Source organism: Actinokineospora sp. UTMC 2448 (assembly GCF_024760565.1).
Lineage (GTDB): Bacteria > Actinomycetota > Actinomycetes > Mycobacteriales > Pseudonocardiaceae > Actinokineospora > Actinokineospora fastidiosa.
In genome coordinates this window covers 4,512,276-4,535,124 of sequence record NZ_CP031087.1, presented here as the reverse complement: position 1 = coordinate 4,535,124, position 22,849 = coordinate 4,512,276, and the positions used below count along the sequence as shown (strand labels likewise).

At 73.4% G+C, this 22,849-nt stretch carries 21 protein-coding genes; 9 read left to right on the top strand and 12 right to left on the bottom strand.

All coding sequences use genetic code 11. The features are described from left to right. The first annotated feature begins 30 nt into the window (after positions 1–30). Both Actkin_RS20655 and Actkin_RS20650 read left to right on the top strand, forming a co-directional pair. Complete coding sequence (locus Actkin_RS20655; protein WP_258903862.1) at positions 31–399, top strand: hypothetical protein; 369 nt, start codon at positions 31–33, stop codon at positions 397–399. Positions 400–449: 50 nt separating this feature from the next. Next, entirely contained in the window at positions 450–1,019 is a 570-nt protein-coding gene (locus tag Actkin_RS20650; RefSeq protein ID WP_258903861.1) for a DUF305 domain-containing protein, read from the top strand. Positions 1,020–1,363: 344 nt separating this feature from the next. Here the strand turns inward: Actkin_RS20650 and Actkin_RS20645 are convergent, their stop codons facing one another. Further along, on the bottom strand, positions 1,364–1,627 hold the full coding sequence (locus tag Actkin_RS20645; protein ID WP_258903860.1) for a hypothetical protein: 264 nt from the start codon (positions 1,625–1,627) through the stop codon (positions 1,364–1,366). Positions 1,628–1,721: 94 nt separating this feature from the next. On the opposite strand from Actkin_RS20645, the gene Actkin_RS20640 reads away from it, so the two are divergent. Further along, positions 1,722–2,030, top strand: coding sequence for a MerR family transcriptional regulator (locus tag Actkin_RS20640; protein ID WP_189211150.1), 309 nt, complete (start codon positions 1,722–1,724; stop codon positions 2,028–2,030). Between the two features lie 78 nt (positions 2,031–2,108). Continuing rightward, entirely contained in the window at positions 2,109–3,146 is a 1,038-nt protein-coding gene (locus Actkin_RS20635) for a cellulose-binding protein (RefSeq protein WP_258903859.1), read from the top strand. 78 nt (positions 3,147–3,224) lie between these two features. On the opposite strand, the gene Actkin_RS20630 is transcribed toward Actkin_RS20635, so the two are convergent. Beyond that, a complete protein-coding gene (locus Actkin_RS20630; RefSeq protein ID WP_189211148.1) occupies positions 3,225–3,425 on the bottom strand; it encodes a cold-shock protein in 201 nt (66 codons plus the stop codon). A 255-nt stretch (positions 3,426–3,680) separates the two neighbouring features. After that, positions 3,681–3,881, bottom strand: coding sequence for an RGCVC family protein (locus tag Actkin_RS20625; protein ID WP_258903858.1), 201 nt, complete (start codon positions 3,879–3,881; stop codon positions 3,681–3,683). Positions 3,882–4,431: 550 nt separating this feature from the next. Between Actkin_RS20625 and Actkin_RS20620 the strand changes: the two genes are divergently transcribed. Continuing rightward, positions 4,432–5,352 carry an ATP-dependent DNA ligase gene (locus Actkin_RS20620; RefSeq protein WP_189211147.1) on the top strand — a complete coding sequence of 307 codons (921 nt, stop codon included), beginning with the start codon at positions 4,432–4,434 and terminating at the stop codon, positions 5,350–5,352. Here the strand turns inward: Actkin_RS20620 and Actkin_RS20615 are convergent. From Actkin_RS20615 to Actkin_RS20605, 3 genes are all read right to left on the bottom strand, one after another. After that, on the bottom strand, positions 5,349–6,491 hold the full coding sequence (locus tag Actkin_RS20615) for an alkaline phosphatase family protein (RefSeq protein WP_258903857.1): 1,143 nt from the start codon (positions 6,489–6,491) through the stop codon (positions 5,349–5,351). The genes Actkin_RS20620 and Actkin_RS20615 overlap by 4 nt on opposite strands. Positions 6,492–6,545: 54 nt before the next feature. Beyond that, on the bottom strand, positions 6,546–12,026 hold the full coding sequence (locus Actkin_RS20610) for an ATP-binding protein (RefSeq protein ID WP_258903856.1): 5,481 nt from the start codon (positions 12,024–12,026) through the stop codon (positions 6,546–6,548). Positions 12,027–12,318: 292 nt separating this feature from the next. After that, positions 12,319–12,921, bottom strand: a complete 603-nt coding sequence (locus tag Actkin_RS20605) for a hypothetical protein (protein ID WP_258903855.1) — start codon at positions 12,919–12,921, stop codon at positions 12,319–12,321. 110 nt (positions 12,922–13,031) lie between these two features. On the opposite strand from Actkin_RS20605, the gene Actkin_RS20600 reads away from it, so the two are divergent. Further along, entirely contained in the window at positions 13,032–14,105 is a 1,074-nt protein-coding gene (locus tag Actkin_RS20600) for an FAD-dependent oxidoreductase (protein ID WP_258903854.1), read from the top strand. On the opposite strand, the gene Actkin_RS20595 is transcribed toward Actkin_RS20600, so the two are convergent. Next, complete coding sequence (locus Actkin_RS20595; protein ID WP_258903853.1) at positions 14,106–14,321, bottom strand: hypothetical protein; 216 nt, start codon at positions 14,319–14,321, stop codon at positions 14,106–14,108. Positions 14,322–14,330: 9 nt separating this feature from the next. On the opposite strand from Actkin_RS20595, the gene Actkin_RS20590 reads away from it, so the two are divergent. Then, the gene (locus Actkin_RS20590) at positions 14,331–15,116 is read left to right on the top strand and encodes an RICIN domain-containing protein (RefSeq protein WP_258903852.1); all 786 of its coding nucleotides are present in this window, start codon (positions 14,331–14,333) and stop codon (positions 15,114–15,116) included. 265 nt (positions 15,117–15,381) lie between these two features. Here the strand turns inward: Actkin_RS20590 and Actkin_RS20585 are convergent, their stop codons facing one another. Beyond that, positions 15,382–16,062 carry a DJ-1/PfpI family protein gene (locus Actkin_RS20585; protein WP_258903851.1) on the bottom strand — a complete coding sequence of 227 codons (681 nt, stop codon included), beginning with the start codon at positions 16,060–16,062 and terminating at the stop codon, positions 15,382–15,384. Between the two features lie 103 nt (positions 16,063–16,165). Between Actkin_RS20585 and Actkin_RS20580 the strand changes: the two genes are divergently transcribed. After that, entirely contained in the window at positions 16,166–18,493 is a 2,328-nt protein-coding gene (locus tag Actkin_RS20580) for a hypothetical protein (RefSeq protein ID WP_258903850.1), read from the top strand. A gap of 3 nt (positions 18,494–18,496) precedes the next feature. Here Actkin_RS20580 and Actkin_RS20575 read toward each other — a convergent pair whose 3' ends face one another. The 4 genes from Actkin_RS20575 to Actkin_RS20560 are packed head-to-tail and all read right to left on the bottom strand — an operon-like array spanning position 18,497 to position 21,988. Further along, positions 18,497–18,943, bottom strand: coding sequence for a hypothetical protein (locus tag Actkin_RS20575; protein ID WP_258903849.1), 447 nt, complete (start codon positions 18,941–18,943; stop codon positions 18,497–18,499). Between the two features lie 53 nt (positions 18,944–18,996). Continuing rightward, complete coding sequence (locus Actkin_RS20570) at positions 18,997–19,830, bottom strand: carbohydrate ABC transporter permease (RefSeq protein WP_189211138.1); 834 nt, start codon at positions 19,828–19,830, stop codon at positions 18,997–18,999. Further along, on the bottom strand, positions 19,827–20,708 hold the full coding sequence (locus tag Actkin_RS20565) for a carbohydrate ABC transporter permease (protein ID WP_189211137.1): 882 nt from the start codon (positions 20,706–20,708) through the stop codon (positions 19,827–19,829). The genes Actkin_RS20570 and Actkin_RS20565 overlap by 4 nt, the downstream gene beginning before the upstream one ends. Beyond that, entirely contained in the window at positions 20,705–21,988 is a 1,284-nt protein-coding gene (locus tag Actkin_RS20560; RefSeq protein ID WP_189211136.1) for an extracellular solute-binding protein, read from the bottom strand. Before Actkin_RS20560 ends, Actkin_RS20565 begins: the two co-directional genes overlap by 4 nt. Before the next feature lie 195 nt (positions 21,989–22,183). Between Actkin_RS20560 and lexA the strand changes: the two genes are divergently transcribed. Continuing rightward, positions 22,184–22,831 carry a transcriptional repressor LexA gene (gene lexA, locus Actkin_RS20555; RefSeq protein WP_189211135.1) on the top strand — a complete coding sequence of 216 codons (648 nt, stop codon included), beginning with the start codon at positions 22,184–22,186 and terminating at the stop codon, positions 22,829–22,831. Positions 22,832–22,849: the final 18 nt, after the last annotated feature.

Sequence of the window (22,849 nt, the reverse complement as noted above, 5' to 3'; positions counted from 1 at the left end):
GCGGGCCCGCGCGTCGGTACGATCGCGCGAATGGTCGGCCCGAACGCCATCCCGCGCTGGCTGCTCGCCTGCGCGCTGGTGTTCGCGGTGCTGTCCATGCACCACCTGGCCTCCACCGATCCCGCCGTGCCCGCCCATCACGGCTCTGCCGCGTCGGCGTCCCATGACTGCTGTCCGGTCGACTCCGAGCCCGCTGGCGACCACGGCCTGCTGCACCTGTGCCTGGCGATCCTGCTGGGGATGCTCGTCCTGGTCACCGCGCTCGTCGGCTGGCGGCTCAGGCGGGCTTCGCGCGGCCGCGCGCCTCCCCGGTCCGTCGCCGTTCCCGTGGCCCCGCCGTCGCCGGTGTTGCCCGGCGGCAGAGCGACCCTGCATTCCGTCTGCGTCCTCCGGCTGTAGACCGGCGGTCTCGTCACCGCCGAATCCACACCGACAGGACAGAAGGACAGATGAAGACCACGACGTTCGCCGCGGCCATGGTGGCCGCGGGTGTTCTGCTCGCCGGGTGCGCGGGCGCGGACAACGGCTCCACCACCCCGCCCCCGACCACCCCGACGAGCGCGGCCGCCGACCACAACGCTGCCGACATCGCCTTCGCGCAGGGCATGATCCCCCACCACGAGCAGGCCGTCGAGATGGCGGCGCTGGTCGAGGGCCGCACCACCACCCCGGAGGTGCTGAGCCTGGCCGAGCGCGTCGAGCAGGCGCAGGCCCCGGAGATCCGGACCATGACCCAGTGGCTCGCGGCATGGGGCGCCCCCACCGCGGCAGGCGGCCACGAGGGCCACGGCCCCGGCATGATGAGCGCCGAGGACATGACGCGGCTCGAAGACGCCAAGAACGCCGATTTCGACCGGCGCTGGCTGGAGATGATGATCGAGCACCACGAGGGCGCGGTCGAGATGGCCAGGATCGAGCTAGCCGAGGGCGGCAACGCCGAGGCCAAGGCCCTCGCCCAGCAGATCATCGACGCTCAACAGGCGGAAATCACCGAGATGCACGCCCTGCTCGACTCCTGAGCCCAGCCGGGGGACGGCCGAACACAGCCGTCCCCCGGCGGGCCGAGCCGCTACGGGTCCGGTCGCCCCAGGCCGAGTGCCGCGCGGGTCGAGTGCCGCGCAGCTCGCGTCCTCGGCAGGCTGAGGCCGCCGCAGTCGGCCACGAACCGAGTCCGCCCGAGTCGAATGCGCCGCGTGTCGGGTCCGCAGTGGGTGGAGTCCTCCGGAAGTCGAGTTTTCCGAGGGTGGGGTCTGCATGCTGAGTCCGCCGCGGCCCGAAGAGGCCGCGGCGGACGGGAATCCGTCGACAGGGGAATGCCGGGACGGCGGCGCTGGTCGCGCGTGGGCGCCGTCCGGTGTGGACCTCACCTCCTTCTGGTGTCCGGCGTGGTCGGCTGTCGTCGCGGAGGGGAGCGCTGGTGCGGATCGATCCGGTGGGGCACCCGGGCAGGACGTGGGCGGGACGTGCGCGCGGGGACGGCGGGGCGCGGCGCGGGGCGCGCGGCGGAGGGTACCGGGGCGGTGGGGAAGTTGGCGGCGATGATCGCGGCGAACTCGGCGTCGAGCCAGTCCTGGTCGGCGAGGACCAGGTCGGCGAAGTCCGCCGTGCGCACGTCGGCACCTGGCATGTCGATCACTCCCGGGCCACTATCACCAGGTCACTGACCGATCTATATTTCTTATAGCCACGACTGCAAGTTCTGTCAAGCGCCTGGAGCCGCCGTGCCGCTCGATGACCTGGACGACCTCGACTACCCGGCCTACACCATCGGGCAGGCCGCCGGTCTGCTCGGCGTGCGGCAGGCGTTCCTGCGCAGCCTCGACACCGCGGACCTGGTGCGCCCGGTGCGCTCGGACGGCGGGCACCGCCGCTACACCCGCAGGCAGCTCGAACTGGTCGCGCGCGTGCGGGTGCTGTTCGACGAGGGCCACTCGCTGGCGGCGACCACGCGCATCATCGAGCTGGAGGACCTGCTGGCGGCCGCCCGGGGCGAGGTCGCCGAACTGCGGGAGCGGCTCGGCGAACCCTGACGGCGGATTGGCACTCTGTGGGCGAGAGTGCTAACAAAGATCCCGGGACCCCATGACGATGACAGGAGGGATGCCGTCGTGACCGCGGTGGACACTCGGTCCGAACTTGTTCCGCTGCGCACCGACTTCGACCTGGTGTGGCGCGGCTGCGACCCCGGCCAGGTCCGGCGCTACGTCGAGGAGACCGAGGTCGAGCTGCGGCTGCTCGCCGCCGACCGGGACGCCGCCGCCGCCCGCGCCGACGACCTGGCGCGGCTGCTCGACCAGGCCCGCGCGGAGGTGCGCGACCTGCGCGCCCGCGTCGACCGGCTGTCCAGGACGCCGGTGGACCCGGCGACCCTGCCCGAGCGCCTGCGCCGGATGGTGGACCTCGCCCACGAGCAGGCCGCCGAGATCACCGGCCGCGCCCAGTCGGCGGCCGAGCAGCACTGGGCGGCCGCCGAGCAGGCCGCCGCCCGCGCCCGCGAGCGCACCGAGCGCCTGCTGGCCGACCTCGAGACCCGCCGCCGCGACCTGGAGTCCGAACACCGCGCCCTCCTCCGCCAGGCCCACGACCGCATCGCGACCATGACCCGCGCCGCCGAACACCGCAGGCGCGACCTCGACGAACGCGCCGCCGCCCTCCGCGAGCAGGTCCAGTCCGACTTCGAGACGGCGATGGCCGCCCGCAGGGCCGAGGCGATGGCGACATTGTCCAAAGAGGAAACCGCGGCCCGTGAGCGCGCGTCCCGCATCGTCGCCGACGCGACCGCCGAGGCCGAGCGCCGGATCACCGCCGCCCGCCGCCAGGTCGACGAACTCCGCGCCCACCGCGCCCGCATCGCCGAGAGCATCCAGGCCGCCCACCGCCTCCTGGCCGCCGCGGTCCCCCTCCTCCACGACGATCCCCCCGCTGCCGATGGGGAGCCTTCGCCTTCGATTCCGCAGGGGGATGCCGAGGCCGTGACCACCAAGGCGCCTGCCGTCGGCGTCCCGCGTGACGGCGCGGCAGCGCCCAGCGAGGAGAGGCCGGTGATGGCAGCCGTCACCACGCTCCGGCAGGCAGCCGCTGACGCCCCGGCTGAGGACAGCCCGGCGCCGAGCGACAACGCGGTGGTGTTGGGGCGGTCGGCCTAGTCCCGCCTCACGGAAGGGTGCGCGCAGACCGCTGCCCCTCGACCCGGAACGGGTGAGGGGCAGCGGGAGGCGTGCGGATCAGACGGCGCGGACGCCGGTCGCCTGCGGGCCCTTGGGGCCCTGGGTGATCTCGAACTCGACGCGCTGGTTGTCCTCCAGGCTGCGGAAGCCGTAGCCGTCGATCTCGGAGTAGTGGACGAACACGTCCGGGCCGCCCTCGTGGGAGATGAAGCCGAAGCCCTTCTCGGCGTTGAACCACTTCACGGTTCCCTGGGTCATGCATTTGCTCCTTGCTTGGGGCTGGATGCGGGCCGCGGACGCGGCCCTCGGTCGGGGGTCTCAGACGGCGACTTCTCCAGCTTGTCCTGCAAGGCAAAGAAAGTGACGCCCGCAACATCGTTTCCGCGAGCGTGATGAACACGAACACAAAACTCCGCGACCACCCCGTACAACCCGGCACGCCTCCGATTCGTTCCCCCGGGCCGCAGGAAGTGTCCCATGGCACACGGGGAGGCGCGCGACGCGGGCGGCGGTTCAGCGCTCGCGATCGGCGTCTCCGCTGATGGGAGCCCTGGTCGAGTTGCTGTAGGTCATGCCCGCCGACTCGCCCGAGCACAGGCAGCGACGGGTGCGGCCGCTCGCGGCCATCGCCGCGCAGAACCGCCGGGCGGTGGCGTCGTGGGCGCTCAGCGGGTGCGGGCACGCGGGGCACTCGGGGGTGGGGTCTGGCGACATCCGTCCGGCCTTTCACTCGACAGTGGGCCGCGTGCATCGCCCCCGGCGACGGCCGGGGCGACAGCCTCACCGTACGCCTCGCAGGACGCCCACGCGCCCTCGCATCTTTTCCGCTCAACCGGGCCCGGAGGGGGTAGCATCGACAGTGTTGGCGCATCGCCTCCATGGAAGTGCCAGCCACTCCTGTCCGGTTTCTGACGGGCAGGCGCGGGAGTACCGGCGCGAGCCGGGCGACCGCTCGTCTTGATGCTCTCCTGGCCGTCACGGCCTGCGAACAGTCTCGGTCGAGTCCCCGGTCAACCGGGCCGACACCGATGACGTTCACCACGGGGTTCGGCGAGCAAGGCCCGACCACGCCGCCCGCCGGTCGCACCGCCCGAACCATCCGATTCGGACGGTGCGACCGTCGCGGCACGTCCCGTCGGGACAGTCCACTCCGGCCGTCCTCTTCCTCGACTGTCCTCAACGGATCATGCTTGACCTGCGAGGACATGCGATCTTCCGCGTCCGCTGGTTAGGCTCCCCGGTGAGGGGAGCAGGGAGCGCGGGCGTGCTCGTACCGCCGGTGGAGTTGGCGCTGGCCCGACCGCAGCGCCGGGTCCCGGCCGCCGGGCCGGGGTGGCGGTTCGAGCCGAAGTTCGACGGCTGGCGGGCCCTGCTGTTCACCGCGTCCGGTTTCGTCCAGTCGCGCCGCGACAACGACCTCGCCGCCCGCTTCCCCGAGATCGTGGCCGCCGGTCGCGGGCTCGGCGACCTGGTGCTCGACGGCGAGCTGGTGGCGCTGCGCGAGGGCAGGCTGGACTTCTCCGCGCTGACCTCGGCCCCGCGGTCCCGCGCGGGCGCGGGCGTGGCCGTGTACTTCGTCGTCTTCGACATCCTCGCCGACGCCGACCGCGACTGGCGGCCCCGGCCCTACCTGGACCGCAGGCGCAGGCTGACGGACGTCATGGCCGCCATCGACCCGCCCTTGCAGCTGATGCCCGCTACCGACGACCGCGCCGCCGCGATCCGCCGCTGGATGGACCCGGCGGGCGCGCGGATCGGGATCGAGGGCGTCGTGGTGAAGGCGGCGGACCGGCCGTACCGGGCGGGCCGGACCGGCGACTGGGTCAAGGTCCGCCACACCGCCGTGCTGGACGCGGTCGTCATCGGCGTCACCGGCCGCCCGAGCCGCCCCGAGGAGGTGGTGCTCGCCCGCCGCGACGACGACGGCGGCCTGCGGGGCATCGGGCTGTCGCTGCCGCTGCCCACGCCCCTGCGCGACGAGGTGGGCAGGCACGTCGCGGTCACCGGCGAGCGCGCCGAGCTGGCGTCCGGCGGCGGCTTCGGCCGGTCGCGCACCGAGTACCTGCCGGTCCACCCGACGCTGGTGGTCGAGGTGGAGGCCGAGGCGTCGGCGGAGTTCTTCACCAACCGGCTGCGCCCCGCCGTCCGGCGGCTGCGGGTCGACATGACGGTCGAGGACGTCTAGCGCCGGACCACGAGCAGCGGGACGAACTGCTCCTCGGCGGTCAGCGAGCCGTGCTGCCCTGGCAGCGCGCTCAACCACCGCTCGGCCGCCGACCGCACCACGCCGAGCCCGCCGCGCGCGGCCACGACGACATCGCCGATCCTCGGCCGCACCCGGTCCTCGACCCGCGGCCCGAACCAGCCGCGCGCGATCGCCTCGTCCCGGGTCGCGACCCAGGCGCGGTCGCCGAGCACGGCCGACCACCGCGCCCGCACGTCGTCCAGCGCCCCCGGCTCGGTGTAGACGTGGCGGACGCGGACCTCCCCGCCGAGCAGCCGCACGCCGTCCCGCAGGTCCTCGGCGGTGTCGAAGTCCGCGGGGTCGTCGACCTCCACCATGCCGTGGTCGGCGGTGACCACCAGCGCGGCGTCCGGGGGCAGGGCCTCCGCGAGCGCGGCGGCGAGCCGGTCCACGAACACCAGCTGGCACCGCCACGGCTCGCTGCCGGGCCCGTAGACGTGCCCGAGCGCGTCGAGGTCCGCGTGGTAGGCGTAGCAGAGCGCCCGACCGGGCTCCCGCAGCGCTGCGGAGGCGCGGCTGACCAGGTCGCCCAGCGCGTGGACGCCGTGGAACTCCCCGCCGCGCAGCACGGCCCGGGTCAGCCCGCTGCCGCGGTGGTCGCGCGGGGCCACGAACCGGACGCGCACCCCGGCGGCCTCGGCCCGCTCGAAGGCCGTCGGGTGCGGCTGGACCTCCTCGGGCACGAGCACCGCCCGCAGGTCGCCGTTCTCGCCGTGCCGGTGCCAGCGCAGGGTGTTGAGCAGTTCCTCCCCGTCGGGGCCGTCGACGGCGAAGGAGTAGCCGACGATGCCGTGCCCGCCGCTCGGCTGGCCGGTCGCCAGGGAGGCGATGCTGGTGGCCGTGGTCGCGGGGAAGCCCGCGGTGATCCGGTCTGCGCCCAGCGACGCCAGGAACGGCGCGTCCTCGGCGTGGTCGTCGAGCAGCCGCCTGCCCAGGCCGTCGACGAGCAGCAGGCAGACCCGGGTCGGACCGGCGATGCCGAGCGTGTCCGCCGTGCCCGGCACGTCCATCCCGGCCAACAGCGAGGGCAGGACGTCGGCCAGCGTGCCGTTCCCGTAGCGCGGTACCAGCGGCTCCATGACCGCGACCCTAACCGGGGGAGGGGCCGTGCGACCCCTTCCCCGGCCGGGGCGTCAGGCCCGCATGCCCTCCTCGATCGCGGCGATGACCCTCGGCCGCAGCTCGGCCGCGGTGATGATCGCGTCGACCGAGCCGACCTCGACCGCGCGCTGGATGCTGTGCACGCGGTCGAACTCCGCGGCGACCTCGCCGAGCTTCTCCGCGCGGACGGCGGACTGGACCTCGGCGAGCTGCGCGGTCAGCGACGCGCGCTCGACCCCGCTGGCCGCGGCGACCCTGGCCTTGAGGTCGGTCACCCTCGGGTCGGTCGCGGTGCGGTTGTTCACCTCGCTGGAGAACACCACGGCCGCGGCCGGGGCTCCGCCCAGCACCGAGGCGAAGGAGCCCTCCAGCGCCAACACCGTCATGTTGGGGTTGAGCGCCTTGGAGAACACCACGAACGCTCCGCCGTGGTAGCGCGAGATCACGCAGAACACGATCGGGCCCTGGAAGTTGACGATCGCGCGGCCGATCTCCGCGCCGTACTCCAGCTGCAGCTTGCGCATCGACTCCGGCGAGCCGTCGAAGCCCGACAGGTTCGCCAGCACGACCAGCGGCCGGTTGCCGGAGGCGGAGTTGATCGCCCGCGCCGTCTTCTTCGACGACTGCGGGAACAGCGTGCCCGCGGTGTAGGTGTCCGGGCCGTCGGTGGGCGGGAAGCCGCGGCGCGGCACCGCGCGCGACTCGATGCCGACCAGGCAGACCGGCCACCCGCCGATGTGGACGTCCTGCACGGCCGAGGTGTGCGCGTCGGCCATGCCCGCCCAGCGCTCCAGCACCGGGTGGTCCTGGTCGGACAGCGCGCGCATCACCGTGCGGATGTCGAACGGCTTCTTGCGGTCCGGGTTGTGCTCGGCGGAGAAGATCTGCCCGACGGTGGTGAAGTCGCTGTCCACCACGGCGTGCGGGAAGCCGGAGATGTCGCGGTCGGCCGGGTCGGTGGTGACCGCCCTCCTCGGCGCCTTCTCCCCGGGCACGACGTAGGTGTGGTCGTAGTGCGCCATCAGGATGTCGCGGGCCGCGGACAGGTTCGGCGCCCAGTACTGCGCCTGGCCGTTGGGGCCCATCACCCGGTCGTAGCCGCCGATGCCGAAGTTGTCCTCCGCGGACACGCCGCCGGAGAAGTCCAGCGACTGCTTGCCGGTGAGCACCATCGCCGAGTCCGGCGTCATCACCAGCACGCCCTTGGTGTGCATGAGCATCGTCGCCTCGGCGTTCCAGTACGGCTGGGCGCCGACGTTGATCCCCGCGACCACGATGTTGATCTCGCCGCCGTCCTGGGTGAACGTGACGATCCGCTTCAGCGCCGCGGCCACCCAGTCCATGTTCTCGGTGCCCGAGGACATCGAGATCTTCGCGCCTGCCGACAGCGCGAACCACTCCAGCGGCACGCCCATCCGCTCGGCCAGGTCGAGCGCGGCGATCACCCGCGAGCACTCCGGCTCCGACAGCGCGCCGAGCGCCTTCGTCGGGTCGCCGAGCAGCACCACCCGCGTGACGCCCTCGGGGTGGCGCTCGGTCGGGGTCGTGACCACGCCCGCGATGATCGCCGCGGTGTTGCGGCCCTTGGGCCGGTCCACCGGCACGAGCACGCCGTGCTCGTCGAGGTCGTGCTCGACGAAGCCGCCGTCGGGCCCGGCGAGCAGGCCGGTCAGCTCGTAGGGGTAGACGTTGCCGCGCTGGGCGGCGCGCAGCACCTTCTGGCGGTAGTCGTCCAGCGGCTCCACCGGCTCCGTCGACGGCTCGCCCACGTCCAGCCGGGCGCCGTGCCCCGGGGTCAGCGTGATCCGCGCGGCGACCTCGGTCAGCTCGCCGGTCTCGGTGCGCTGGCGGGCCAGGAACTGCACCTCCTCCAGCCCGGCGCCCACCGTCGTCGGCAGGATGCGCTGGACCAGGGTGTTCAGCTCGTCGCGGGTCACGTCCGTGGCGGGCCAGACGTACATCATGATCCGGTTGGTGTCGAACCGCCGGTTCTGCGGCCGCCGCGCCTGGATGTTGCGGATCGCGTCGAGGCACCCGGCGAAGGTGTCCTCCACCGCGGGCAGCGCGACCAGCCTGCCGTCGGCCTCGCGCAGCGGCGTCAGGTCGCGGACCTGGCTCATCGCGAACAGCCGCTCGTCGGCCGGGTTGCTGCGGGCGACGGCCTTGAACAGGTAGATCTCCTCGTCCGCCGACGGCAGCCGGGTGAGGTCGAACTCGCGCAGCCGCTGCAGCTGAAGGCGCTGCGCGATCTGCGGGTGCAGGCCGCGGATCAGCCGGTCCTCGGCGAAGCCCGCGCCGTCGGGCCGGAACGTGAAGTGGTGGTGCATCACCGCGCCGCTGGTGCCCGCGACCGTGGTGGTGATCCGGCGGACGCCCGGGGGCAGCGCGTGCTCGGCCAACTGCGCGCCGAGCCGCTCGGCCATCCCGTCGGCGTCCGGCTGGCCCTCCCACGTGACGTAGAGGTCGGCGACCAGGGCGCCGTCGGGGACGTCGGCGGCGACCGCGCCCACCGCGCCGAGGGCGGCGGGCAGCGACGCGATGTCGACCGCGGTGGTGACCACGCGGCGCGCGCCGTCGGGGCCCGCGTGCTCGGCGGTGACGAACCGGCAGCCGCCGATCTCCCGCGCGGCGACGTCCGACAGCCCTCGGTTGCCGTAGTAGCGGCGGGTCAGCACCTCCAGCAGCGGCGCGTGGTCGCGGCCGGGCCGCCCGATCCGCTGGCCGAGCAGCCGCACCAGCGGCTCGGAGCTGGCCACCATGGCCTGGATCCGCTCGGCGCGGTCCGGGGCGTCGGGGTTGCGGTCGAGGTAGCGCAGCCCGTCGCGCACGGCGGCGTAGACCTCGGCGCGGTTGCGGCGCAGCAGCGGCTGGGCGAACCAGCGGAACACCACGCCGCGGGCCAGGTCCGACACTGCGGGGAAGCGCACCTGGGTGGCCTCGACCAGCCGCTCCAGCGCCAGGCCGACGCGCTCGCTCAGCGACTCCGCCGGCGGCGAGCCAGCCAGCCACTGCCGCAGCAGCTCGGAGACGACCGCGACGTCGGTCGCCATCCGCTGCTGCGCCAGGAAGATCCGGAAGACCGCGGCCTCCAGCTCGGGCGTGCGGTCGAGGTCGGCGACGCCGTAGTGGCCGAGCACCTGGCGCAGCTTCGCCTGGAAGCCCTCGGGCAGGCCCGCCCGCTCGACGTCGAGGCTCTGCAGGTAGCTGTGGAAGTACTCGCGCGGGCTGTGCACCGGGCTGCCGGGCACGACGTCGAGCTCGCTGCCCGGCTTGTTGCGGCTCAGCTCCGACAGGTCGGCGAACACGCCGAGCAGGTCGAGCTCGCCCTCGATCGGCCGCCCGCCCAGCTCGGCGCGGGCGGCCAGATAGTCGGCCAGCACCCGGTCGCGGTCGTCGGGGTCGACGTCGAAGCCGAGCAGCAGGCTGCGCAGGTCGCGCAGGCCCGCGCGCACCCGGTCGGCCGCGGACACGCCGGTGGGCTCGGCGGGCAGGTCGATCTCGGCGGTCTCGACGGCGGCGTCGGCGGCCGCGCCGCCGTCGGCGAGCGGCTCCAGGCGCATCAGCGGCGCGCCGGTCTCCACCTGGCTGCCCACCGACACCGGGCACTCGCGGACCCGGGCGCGGAACGGCGCGCGCAGCACCGTCTCCATCTTCATGCTCTCCAGCACGATGATCGGCGCGCCCGCGTCGACCTCGTCGCCGACGGCGAGCGGGGTCGCCACGACCAGCGCGGGCGCGGGGGAGCGCACGACACCGCCCTCGTCGCGGCTGATCCGGTGGGTGACGCCGTCGACCTCGACGAGGTGGATCGGGCCGTGCGTGGCCGACACCAGCCGGAAGCGGCGCCCGTTGACGGTGATCAGGCCGCTGTGGGCGTCGAAGCGCTCGATCTCGACGTCGGCGGCGTGCTCGTCCCCGCCGCAGGAGACGCCGACGCGGAAGCGCTGCTGGCCGATCCTGGCGACCCGCACGCGGTAGCCGACGCCGCGCAGCTTGAGGTCCAGCGGGCGGCCGCTCTCGTGGCGCACCTGCGGGCGCCCGCCGTGCGCGGTGGACAGCAGCCGCTGGCGGTTGACCTCCTCCTCGTCCTGGTACGCCTCGATCGCGGCGGCGACCAGCGCGACGGCGGAGTGCCGGTGCGCGGTGAGGCGGCCTTGGGCCCGGACGCGGTCGATCCAGCCGGTGTCGGCGGTCGCGTCGATGACCTCGGGCTGGTCGAGCAGGTCGAGCACGAAGCTCTTGTTGGTCGCGCCGCCCTCGATGATGACGGTGGTCTCGGCCATGGCGCGGCGCAGCCTGCCCAGCGCCTCGGCGCGGTCGCGGCCGTAGGCGATGATCTTGGCGATCATCGAGTCGAAGTCGGCCGGGATGGTGTCGCCCTCGCTGACGCCGGTGTCCACCCGGATGCCGGGACCGGCGGGCAGCGCCAGCCGGGCGATGCGGCCGGGCGCGGGCGCGAAGTCGCGGTCGGGGTCCTCGGCGTTGAGCCGGGCCTCGACGGCGTGGCCGAGCTCGGCGGGCTGCGCGCCCTCCAGCCTGCCGCCGTAGGCGACGTGCAGCTGCAGCTTGACCAGGTCGGTGCCGGTGGTGATCTCGGTGATCGGGTGCTCGACCTGCAGGCGGGTGTTGACCTCCAGGAAGGCGAACATCCGCTCGCCCGGGTGGTACAGGAACTCCACGGTGCCCGCGCCCCGGTAGTCCACGGCCAGCGCCAGCCGCTCGGCCGACGCCTTCAGCTCGGCGGTCTGCTCCGCGGAGAGCACCGGCGACGCCGACTCCTCGATGATCTTCTGGTTGCGCCGCTGCACCGAGCAGTCGCGCACGCCCAGCGCCCACGCCGTGCCCTGGCCGTCGGCGATGACCTGCACCTCGACGTGCCGGGCGCCCGTCACCAGGCGCTCGAGGAAGACCACGCCGGAGCCGAAGGCGCGCAGCGCCTCCTGGCTGGTGCGCTCGTAGGCCTCGGTCAGGTCATCGCGGGAGGCGACCATGCGGATGCCGCGCCCGCCGCCGCCCGCGGTCGCCTTGAGCATCAGCGGGTAGCCGATCTCGTCGCCCGCGCGCAGCGCGTCATCGAGGGTGGCGACCTCGCCCCGGCTCCACGGCGCGACCGGGACGCCGACCTCCTCGGCGATCAGCTTCGCGCCGATCTTGTCGCCGAGCTTGCGCATCGCGTCGGCGCTCGGCCCGACGAACGTCACGCCGATCTTCTCGCACAGCTCGGCGAACGCCGGGTCCTCGGCGACGAACCCCCAGCCGACCCAGGCGGCGTCGGCGCCGGACTCGATCAGCGCCCGTTCGAGCACCGCGTGGTCGAGGTACGGGCGGGCCGAGGCGGGGCCCAGCGGGTAGGCGATGTCCGCCTCCCGGACGAAGGTCGCGCCGCGGTCGGCGTCGGTGTAGAGCGCGACCGTCTCGATCCGCGTCCCGGCCTCAGCCGAGAGGTCCCGCACGGCGTGGATGAGCCGCATCGCGGCCTCTCCGCGGTTGACGATGGCGACACGACTGAACACCGGCTGGTCCTCCCAAGTACCCACGCACAGAAGGCGACGCCCGGGTCCTGCGGACGTCGCCTGCACCTGCGAAGACCCTGCTCGGTTACCGACCGGTACACCAATGGCCCGCGTCGAGCATGCCGGAGCCCGTCAGTTGTAGAGAACCTACAAAAAGCGAGCTTGGCCACACGATCCGGTCGTGGTGTCACGCAAGGTCTGCCACAACGCACGGGCCGACACTACGCCGAGATGACGGGTGTCCGCCGGGAAACGGAAGGACCGGGGAACAGCACGGGAACGACCCACCCGATCACCCCACGTCGCCAACACACCCCGCCAACCCGTCGAACGAGCACCGCACGGGCCGGTGCCGCAGCAGACCCGCCAGCGAGATCGACTTCTGCCCGCCAGCCACCATGTTCAGCCGATCGGTGGACATGACGTAGAAGTCCCACTGGTCGACGTCGAGGGGGTCGGCGGTCGCCTTGTCGGTGGGGGTGAAGACGCAGAACACGTAGACATCGGCCTGACGCTTGCGTTCGGTCGCGTAGGTGTTGGTGGCGAAGTCCCAGCCGGCCGTGGGCCGGATGTCGAAGGCGATGGTCGACAGCCGGGTCTGCTTCCAGCTCTGCACATAGGCCGCTGACTTGACCTCCACCCGCAGGCCGGTGCCCGTGACCAGGTCGGCGGCGTCCCACTCCCGGCGCGTGCCGCCGTCGACGCAGCCCAGCGCCAAGCCGACGATGTACTCGGCGAGGACGCCGCGCATGGCGTTGCCGATGAGGTCCGAGCACGACCAGCTCCAGAAGCCGCGCAGCCGCGCGCCGTCGAGCGGGCGGCCCGCGCGGGTGAAGGGCTCGTCGCCGGTCTTCGGGGTGACGGTGACGGCGTCCAGGGGATCGGGAGACGTCATCGGGAGGATCTTAGGTCCCGCCGCGGTCCTGCGCGGGTGCGGTGGAAGGGCTGTGAAGGTGTTGTGCGGCGGGCGGCGCGGGCTGTGGTGGGGCAATACGTTCGGGCGTCATGGAGATGGTGGACGTGGTTGTCGTGGGGGCTGGGTTGGCGGGGTTGCGGACGGCGCGGTCGCTTGCGGAGCAGGGGTTCGACGTCGTGGTGTGCGAGCGGCGTGGGGATCTGGGGGTGGGGATCAGGACCACCGGCATCTTCGTGCGGCGGACGTTGGTGGACTTCGCCGTGCCGGACCGGCATCTCGGGCCTGCCGTGCGGCGGGTCGTGTTGTATCCGCCCTCGCTGCGGGGGCCGGTCGAGGTGGTGAGTGAGCGGGATGAGTTCAGGGTCGCTGACATGGAGGGGATGTACGCGCACGCGCTCGCCGAGGCCACGGCGGCGGGTGCGCGGGTGCGGCTCGGGGTCGCGTACCCGTCCACTGAGGTCACGGGCCGGTTCACCATCGGCGCGGACGGCGCGCGGTCGACGGTGGCGCGCAGGCTCGGGCTCGACACCAACCGGCGGCTGCTCATCGGGGTGGAGGAGGTGTACCCGGTCGGGGGAGGGGGGACGCCGACGTTCCACTGTGTCGTCGACCCACGCCTCGCCCCCGGCTACCTCGCCTGGGTCGTCGACGACGGACACCACGCGCACGTCGGTCTCGCCGGACTGCCCGAGCGCCTATCCGCGCCGCTACCGAAGCTGCTGCGCGCGTTCCGCGCCGGATTCCCGGACCTGCCCGAGCCCGCCGGACCGGTGCGCCGCCGGGGCGGGCCCATCCCGGTCGGCGGCGTCCTGCGCCGCATCGCCTGCCCCGACGGCCTGCTCGTCGGCGACGCGGCGGGCGCGGTGTCCCCGCTGACCGCGGGCGGCCTCGACCCGTGCCTGCGCATGGCCGAGTTCGCCGCCACCGTCACCGGCGACTACCTCCGCACGGGCGACGCCGACGTCCTGCGGCACTACGACGGCGCCGCGCTGCGCGCCCGCTTCCGCGTCCGCCTCCTGCTGCGCGACGCCCTCTCCCTGGTCCGGGGACCGGCCGCGGCCGAGGCGGCGTTCACCCTGCTGCGCACGCCTCCCGGACGGTCCGCCGCCGCCCGCGTCCTCTTCGGCGACGGCTCGTTCCCCGACGTGCCCGCGCGGCTCTGATCAGACCCCGGCCAGGACGAGGAAGACCGTCGTGAACACCACCGGCCAGTCGGTCCCGACGGCGGCGCGCCGATGTTGTCGCCCCCGTTGGCGAAGGTGACCGCCGCGAGCACGGCAGCCCCGCCTGCCGGGGCGGGAGGTGTCGTCCACGTCGGTGACCGCGACCATGCCGACGCCCTGGCCCACCGGCCCCGTCTCCTTCCCCTGGCGTGCCATGATGATCGCGTGCCACCGGACCGCCCGGACGACGCGGCCGCCAGCGGCGTGTCCAACACGGTGTCCGGCGCCGTGGAGGGCGCCGTGGTGCAGGTCGGCTCGGCCAAGGAGATCCACGTCGTCGCCCGGTCGGGCGGGGGCCGGTGGTTCGCCACCGCGATGGCCGCGATCGTCCTGGCCGCGCTCGCTGTCGTGGCCGCCTGGGACCGGGACGACCACCCGACCGCCCCCACGGCGGGGGAGACCACCTCCCTCCCGACCGCGACCGGCCCCACCTCAGCCGCACCCACCTCGGCCACAACCACATCGGCCGAGACCACCTCGCCCGAGACCACCTCGCCCGACGTCCGGCCAGCCGGGCAGCCCGCCGAGGCACCGCGCTACCTGCCGCTGACGAACCTGGCCACGGGCCACTGCCTCACGGCGGACGTCGAGGCCGTGATCGTGGCCCGATGCGAGGGACGGACGACCGAACTGTGGACGTGGCGCGGCGGATACGGCCCGGACACGTACCGGATCGTCAACCAGAGCACGGGCACCTGCCTGGCCCTGGCGGCCCCCGACATCGTCCACTTGCCGTGCGGCCAGTCGGACCGCAAGCAGCTCTGGAAGCGGACCGCGCTGCACGAGAACGACCACAACCGCCATTGGCTCATCGCCTCAGCGGCGACCGGGGACTGCCTGGTCGTGTTGGTCGGCAAGCCCCGCCCCGCCGCCCCGCCCCCAGCGGGCCTGGCCCTGCGGGGATGCGACATCACCGACGTCCACCAGACCTTCGCCACACCGGAGGCCTGACACCCACACCCCCGCCCGCCGCCGCGCCGGGTTCCCGCCGGGCAGACGCTGACGCCCGCGCTCCCGGAATCGCCGCCGTCCCGGGTGCCCGCCGGGCAGATGCCTGCCGCCGCGAACGCGGACCGGCACCAGCGGTCGGGTCCCGGGTAGACCCCCGCGAACCCGGACCGCCGCCAGCGGCCGGGTTCTGGGCGGGCGCCTGTCGGTCGTGGTTCCTCAGCCCGGGCGGCGGCGGGCCGGGTTCCCGTCGCGGCGGCGGTGGCGGTTATGCGCGCCAGACCGTGCCTCGGCGCTCGTACTCCAGGACCGTTTCCACGCGTTGGGCCAGGCGGGCGCCCACGAAGCGCTCGATCAGCCAGAGGGCCAGTTCCAGGCCGGAGGTGATGCCGCCTGCCGTGATGAGGTCGCCGTCGTCGACCACCCGGGCGTTGATCACCGTGGCGCCCTGGGCGGCCAGGTCGGCCTTGGCTCCGGAGTGGGTGGTCGCGTTGCGGCCCCTGGTCATCCCGGCGGCCGACAGGACCATCGTGCCGGTGCAGATGGCCACCGGCAGGACGTCGGCGGCGGCCAGTTCGCGCAGGAAGGCGCGGTCGGCGATGAGGCGGTGCACCCCGGGGCCGGTCCGGTCCGTGTAGCCGCCGCCGGGCACCACGAGCACGTCGGCGTCCTCGGGCGACCACCGGCCCGGCACCGCCACCCGGGTGCCGTAGGAGCAGGTGACGGTGCCCGGCCTGCCCGTGGTCACCATCCTCGTGGTGATCGCCCCGCCGCTCATCTGGCCCGCCAGGCTGAGCACCTCGAGCGGCGCGACGAAGTCCAGCTCCTCCACCCCGTCGAACATCAGCACCTGCACCCGCAGCGGGCCGGACGCCTCGGCGGTGAGCGCGCCGCCGGTCGCCGCGCCGACGGACAGGGCCGAAGCCCGCAGGAACGTGCGTCGTTCCACCCTTGCCTCCCCAGAGATCGTTTCCTGTTCCTCCCAGTCGGCCCGAACGGCCGCGAAGTTCCCGAAGAGGGCGTACGGTCTGGACATCGCTGGGGGAGGCGCTATGCGGCTGTTGGCGGGAATCGCGGTACTGCTCCTGGCGGCGTGCACGACGTCGCCGCCGACGCCGAGGACCGAGCCCGTCCCCGCCCGGCAGGCGGCGGTCCCGCCGGTCCTCGCCTACGCCACGTCCACCGCCATCCGCGTGGTCCACGGCTCCGCCACCATCGCCGAGGTCGACCTGACCGCCGACGAGTACGTCACCGACGCCGAGTGGACCCCGGACGCCGCCCGGCTGCTCGTGGCCACCTCGACCCGCCTCTTCTCGGTGGACACCACCAGCGGCGAGATGGCGACGGCCCGCTGCGAGTGCGACAGCATCGCGGTGGTGGGCGCGAAGGTCTACGCCATCGGCGGGTACAGCGCCACCGAGATGGCCCGCTACGACCTCGCCACCCTGCGCCCCGACGGGACGGTGCGGCCGGACCTCGGCGGGGCCAGGGGCCTCCTCTCCGTCGACGGCGCGGGCGAGCGCCTGGTCCAGTTCCGGATCGTCGCGGACGGCGCGCGCCCGATCAGCGACGTCGTCGTGTTCGACCCCGCCACGGGCGCCACCACCACCGTCGGGAACACCGGCGACATCGGGAGCCCGTCCGACAGCGCGTACACCCCGCGCGGCTGGCGGGACGCGCCCGTGTACGCCTACATCGCCACCGGGACCACCAGCGCGTGGACCGGGACCGCGACCGTCGTGTGGTTCGACCCGACCAGTCCCGCGCCCCAGGTGGTCACCACCGACCGGCAGCTGCGCGCGGAGTCCCCGGACGTGCGCGACGCGGCGTGGAGCAGCGCCCGGTCGGACCTGTGGTGGGCAGCGGACGGCACGATCCGCACGACGGCCCACACCTGGAAGTGCGAGTCCGGCGCTCCGCTGAGCAGGCCGACCTGCACGGACCTGCTCCCGCGCCAGCAATGGCGCTACGACGGCGTCGACTGGACGCGCACCGACGACCGCGACCTGGCCACCGTCCGCGACCTGGCGAACGGCACGTCCGTCGAGCTGGACCGCGACGGGCGGCTGTTCCTTGTGGACGGCGAACGGAAACCGCTCGCCAGCGAGGTCGAGCGGCTGTGGACCCCGGCGCTGCCCTCGGCCCCCGTCGAGCCGGGCAGCCAGGCCATGGCCGAGCGGTTCGCCCCGGAGGTGTGGCTGCACGGGGACGAGGCGAACTTCCCCGCCGACGCCTCGGAATTCGTGCGCCGGTCGACCCTGCGGTTCGACCACGGCGCGCCGTGCGGGGACCCCGAGCTCGTCGCGGCGCCCCCGGACGAGGCCAAGCTGGGCAGCGGCGAGCACACCCATCCGGCCGCCCGCCTCGACAGCCGCGACTGCCCGCACCGCGACGATGTCGTGTACCGGTCCGACGTGGTGGTCAAGGAAGGCGGCGGCAAGGGCTTCATCCTCGACCTCGACGACGACGACGCGCGGGACGGCAACAAGCCCGTCGACGGCGTGGTGACGGCGCCGGTGTACTGGGAGTACTGGCCGGGGGACCGGCCGGGCCGGGGCGTATACGTGTACTGGTTCTTCTACGCCTACAACGACTTCAACAACAAGCACGAGGCCGACTGGGAGCGCGTCGGCGTGCAGGTCGACGGCGACCGCGCGACCGGCGTGGCGTTCTCCAAGCACAACGTGCCCGCCTGCCAGGTCGTCTGGGACCGCCTGGACACCCACGAGGGCCGTCCCGTGGTGCTCTCCGCCAAGGGTTCGCACGCGTCCTACGCGTTCGAGGGCGACTTCTCCCGCACCGACGGCCAGCAGCTCGGCACCGACTCGACCCGCAGGCAGATCCGCTGGGCGACCTGGACTGACGTGCGCGACCTGCGGACGCAGCCCTGGTACGGCTACCGGGGCTGGTGGGGCGACATGGGGCTGATCAGCTACAACAGCGGCATCCTCGGCCCGTACCCGAAGCGCGACATGTCCGCCCTGCTGAGCACGTCGCCGTGCACCGAGCAGGTCAGCCGCGTGCCGAAGGACTGGGTGGGCACGTGGAAGGCCGAGCGCGTGCAGGACCCGATGGGCGCCCAGGACCCGCGCGCCGTGGACTACTCCGCCGAGATCACCATCAGACAGGGCGGATTCGGCGAGGCCGTGGGCACGGCGAGCTATCCGGGCCTGGGCTGCACGGGGTCGCTGAAACTGGAGCGCTCGACCCAGGAGGCGATCGTGCTGCGCGAGACCCGCGAGCCGGACCCGGCCGACCGGAGCGAGCGCTGCCGCACGGCGGGCCACACCACGATCACCGCCACCCCGACCGGCCTGAGCTACCGCTTCGTCCCCGACCGCCGCCCCGGCCCGATCACCGCCGACCTCGTCCGCGGATAGCCGCTAATCGCCGGAGTACCCCCAGAGGACGATCTGCGCCGGGGCGTCGTCGTCGTAGAGGACGGCGCACCGGCCGCTCCAGCGCGGGAAGTCGTCGAGGAGATCCGCGCCGCCCCGGTACACCGCGTCGAACTGCGCCCGGGTGGGCCGCTCGGTGCCCAGCGCCGCGCGCAGCCGCTCCGGCGGCAGCGCCACGATGGTGCCGAAGTCGTCGCGCGTCCCGACAGGCGCGATCCGGTCGATGTCCAGGATGGAGTGGGTGCCCTCCTCGGCGAGGTGCTCGTGCGCCTCGTATAAGGAGTGCAGCTCCGCGCGCGTCGCGGGCCTGGGCACGTCGTCGTCGGCCCAGTAGTAGTCGCCCTCGGCCAGCACGCGCTCGTGCAGGCGGGCCAGGACGGCCCGCGGATCGGGGTCGTAGTCGGTGTAGTAGTCCCAGCCGGACGCGCCCATGGTTCCTCCTCCTGTGTGGATGGCGGGAGGCTATCGGCGCCGACCGACAATCCTCACGACTTCACCGCGCCGCCCAGGCCCGCTGCCAGATGGCGTTGGACGAGGATGAAGAACACCAGCACCGGGATCGTCATCAGCGTCGACCCGGCCATGATCGCGCCCCAGTCGTTCTGGTCCGGCTTGAGGAACACCTGCAGCGCCAGCGGGAGCGTCTGGTTGTCCGCGTCGGAGATGATGAACGTCTTGGCGAACAGGAAGTCGTTCCACGCGTGGATGAACGACAGCACGCTGGTCGCGACCAGGCCGGGGGCCACCAAGGGGAACAGCACCTGCCAGAGGAACCGGAACCGGCTCGCGCCGTCCAGCGTGGCCGCCTCCTCCAACTCGTCCGGGACCGCCGCCACGAACCCGCGCAGCATCCAGATGGCGAACGGCAGGCTGAACGCCAGGTGCACCAGCACCAGCGACCCCAGGTGGTTCAGCCCCAGCGCGGGCACGGAGTCGCCGACCGAGCGCATGAGGAAGAACAGCGGGACGGTCAGCGCCTCCACCGGCACCATCTGCACGACCAGCAGCATGATCAGCATCGTGGTGCGGCCGCGGAACCGGAAGCGGGTCAGCGCGGTCGCGGCGAGGAACGCCATGACCATGCTCAGCGCCACCACCGCGACGGCGACCACGACGCTGTTGGCCAGGTACCGCCCGAAGTCCTCCACGGTCAGCGCGCGCAGGAAGCTGTCCAGGGTCGGCCGCAGGGTCCACGGCCGCGGCTCGGCGGAGATCACCTCGTCGTCGGGCTTCAGCGCGGTGAGCACCATCCAGTACAGCGGGAACGCCACGACGGCGGCGATCACCACCGTCACCGCGTCCGCGACACCCCGCCTCACAGCGCCTCCCCCGACCGGCGCAGGGCCCGCAGGTACCCCAGGGTGAACAGCAGCAGCAACGCGGTCATCACCACGCCGATCGCCGCCCCCAGCCCGTACTCGCTGGCGGCGAACGCCTGCTGGTAGGCGTAGACGTTGAGCACCAGGTTGCGGCCCGCGATCCCGCCCCCGCCGGTCATGATGTAGATCTGCGTGAACACCTTGAAGTCCCAGATGATCGACTGGATGGTCACCACCAGCAGGATCGGGCGCAGCAGCGGCAGCATCACGCTGAGCGCGATCCGCCGCGTCGAGGCGCCGTCGAGCGCGGCGGCCTCCAGCACCTCGGCCGGGATCGCCCGGATGCCCGCGTACAGGGTGATCATGACGAACGGGAACGAGCACCAGATCACCTGCGCGGCGACCAGCCCGAACGCCGTCCACCGCCCGTAGGTCCAGGAGAACCCGGTGGTGCCGAGCACCTCGTTGACGAACCCGAGGTTGGCGTCGAACAGGAACAGCCAGATCGTCGACCCGGCCACCGCGGGCGTCGCCCACGCCCCGAGCGCGGCCAGGAACAGCACCGTCCGCGCCCACGGCCGCACGCGCGTGGCCAGCACCGCGAGCGCGGCGCCGACCAGCAGCGTGCCGCCGACGCACACCGCGGCGAACCCGACGGTCTGCGTCAGCACCGTCCAGAACTGCTCTCCGCCCAGCAGCGCCCGATAGTTCCCCAGGCCGAGGAACTCCACCGGCGCGCCGCCGCTGACCTGCTCCTGGCCGTAGTCGTGCAGCGAGATCAGGACCAGTTGGTAGACCGGGTAGCCGAGCAGGCCGATCAGGACCAGCAGGGCCGGGGCGAGGTAGGCGTAGGCGGCGCGCCCCTGCCCCGCCCTCACGAGGCGAAGGCGGCGTTCATCGCCTCGGCCGCGGCCGCCGCCGCCGTGTCGACGTCCTGCGCGCCGGTCGCCACCTGCTGGATCAGCGTCGGCAGCACGGCCTGGGCGTCGATCTTCGCCCACGCCGGGGTCACCGGGACGAACCGGGTGCCGTTCTCCAGCGTCGCGATGAACGGCGCGAGGAACGCGTCGGACTCGGCGACCTCGCGCTGCACGTCGGCGAAGGTCGGCAGGTTGCCCATCGCCTCGTACATCTCGCGCTGGTACTTCTTGCCCGCCAGCACCTGGACGAACTCCGCGGCGAGCGTGCGCCGCCCGGTGCCGCTCAACACGCCCAGCAGGTTGCCGCCCGCGAAGGCCGGGGCGATGGAGCCCTCGGTCGTGCCCGGCAGCGGGACGACGGCGTACTTGCCCGCCGCGGCGCTGGCGTCGACGGACTTGCGGTTGAAGTCGCCGCCGATCGTCATCGCGGCCTTGCCCGCGCGGAACGCCTCGACGCTGGCGTCGCCGCCGTTGCCCGCGCACGCCTGCGGCGGGCAGATGTCGTCGCTCAGCAACTCGGTGTACTGCGCCCATCCGGCCTTGGCCTCCGCGCTGTCCACAGTGGAGACGAAGGCGGCGCCATCGCGCTTGGCGATGTCGCCGCCGTTCGCCCAGACGAAGGGCAGCGCGCCGTAGACGTACTTGCCGCCGACGGAGATGCCCAGCATGTCCGGCTTGGCGGCGCGGATCCTCCGCGCCAGCGGGGCGATCTCGCCGAGCGTGGCGGGCGGCTCGACGCCCAGCTCGGCGAACACGTCGGTGCGGTAGTAGAGCGCGCGCACGCCGACGAACCACGGCACGCCGTACAGCTTCCCGTCGACCCGGGCGGTGTCCAGCACGGACGGCAGCAGGTCCTTGCCCTCCGCCCACCCGGCGACGTCGGCGCTCACGTCGGCGAACCCGCCCGCCGCGACGAACCCGGCGAGGTCGGTGTTGCCGAACTCGGCGACGTCGGGCGCGCTCTTGGGATCGCTGAACGCCGCCTTGAACCGCTCCGCCCTGGTCTGCACCTGGATGTACTGCACGTCCACGGTGACCCCCGGGTGCGACCCCTCGAACTCGGCCACCGCCGCCCGCACCACGGCGTCCTTCGCGTCCCGGTTCACCTCGTCGAACAGCCACACCCGCAGCTGCCCCGACCGCTCGTCCCCGCCCGCGTCCGCGGGCCCCGACTGCACGGGGGCGCAGGCCGCCACCAGTGCCACCGCCGCCGCGAAGACCAAGTGCCTCAGCCGCATCCCGACCCCCATCCTGTTGCGCGGACCGCAACATGCGTTTTATCCAGGGCAACGCGAGGTGTTGATGTTAGGAGCGCGGGCCAGCGCCGGGCAAGGGTCTGAACCATTCGGACCGGCAGCGCCGGTGTGTCCTAGGTGCACGTTCCCCGTCGGGTGACGTCCTCGGACGGCGGACGCGCTCGATACGATCCGCCGGTGACCTTCGACGAGCTCGACCACCTCGACACCTCCACCCTGCCGCCCCGGCAGCGGCAGATCCTGGCCGCGGTGCGGGACTGGGTGCGCGAGCACGGGTACTCGCCGAGCACCCGCGAGCTCGGCGACGCCGTGGGCCTGCGCTCGACGTCGTCGGTGTCGCGGCACCTGGCGAGCCTGGAGGAGCGCGGGTTCATCCGGCGCTCGCGCGCGGTGTCCCGGCCGATCGACGTCCGGCTGTTCCTGGGGTCGTCCGAGCAGGCGGGGCCCGACGGCTCGGTGGCGGTGCCGGTGGTCGGCGACATCGCCGCGGGCGTGCCCATCACCGCCGACGAGCACGTGGACGACGTCCTGCGGCTGCCCGCCGAGCTGACCGGCCGGGGGACCGTCTTCGGCCTGCGCGTGCGCGGGGACTCGATGGTCGACGCCGCCATCTGCGACGGCGACATCGTGGTCGTCCGCAGCCAGCCCGAGGCGCACACCGGCCAGATCGTCGCCGCCATGATCGACGGCGACGCGACGGTCAAGGTCCTCCGCCGCCGAGGCGGCCACGTCTACCTCGACCCGTGCAACCCCGCGTACGACCCGATCGACGGCGACGACGCGGTCATCCTCGGCATCGTGGTGTCCGTCCTGCGGAACATCTGATCTTGGTGCGCCGTCCTC

Coding starts and splice junctions, on each gene's coding strand:
- Actkin_RS20655 (WP_258903862.1), top strand. CDS start 31: ATGGTCGGCCCGAACGCCATCCCGCGCTGGCTGCTCGCCTGCGCGCTG.
- Actkin_RS20650 (WP_258903861.1), top strand. CDS start 450: ATGAAGACCACGACGTTCGCCGCGGCCATGGTGGCCGCGGGTGTTCTG.
- Actkin_RS20645 (WP_258903860.1), bottom strand. CDS start 1,627: ATGCCAGGTGCCGACGTGCGCACGGCGGACTTCGCCGACCTGGTCCTC.
- Actkin_RS20630 (WP_189211148.1), bottom strand. CDS start 3,425: ATGACCCAGGGAACCGTGAAGTGGTTCAACGCCGAGAAGGGCTTCGGC.
- Actkin_RS20625 (WP_258903858.1), bottom strand. CDS start 3,881: ATGTCGCCAGACCCCACCCCCGAGTGCCCCGCGTGCCCGCACCCGCTG.
- Actkin_RS20615 (WP_258903857.1), bottom strand. CDS start 6,491: ATGGAGCCGCTGGTACCGCGCTACGGGAACGGCACGCTGGCCGACGTC.
- Actkin_RS20605 (WP_258903855.1), bottom strand. CDS start 12,921: ATGACGTCTCCCGATCCCCTGGACGCCGTCACCGTCACCCCGAAGACC.
- Actkin_RS20600 (WP_258903854.1), top strand. CDS start 13,032: ATGGAGATGGTGGACGTGGTTGTCGTGGGGGCTGGGTTGGCGGGGTTG.
- Actkin_RS20595 (WP_258903853.1), bottom strand. CDS start 14,321: ATGGCACGCCAGGGGAAGGAGACGGGGCCGGTGGGCCAGGGCGTCGGC.
- Actkin_RS20580 (WP_258903850.1), top strand. CDS start 16,166: ATGCGGCTGTTGGCGGGAATCGCGGTACTGCTCCTGGCGGCGTGCACG.
- Actkin_RS20575 (WP_258903849.1), bottom strand. CDS start 18,943: ATGGGCGCGTCCGGCTGGGACTACTACACCGACTACGACCCCGATCCG.
- Actkin_RS20560 (WP_189211136.1), bottom strand. CDS start 21,988: ATGCGGCTGAGGCACTTGGTCTTCGCGGCGGCGGTGGCACTGGTGGCG.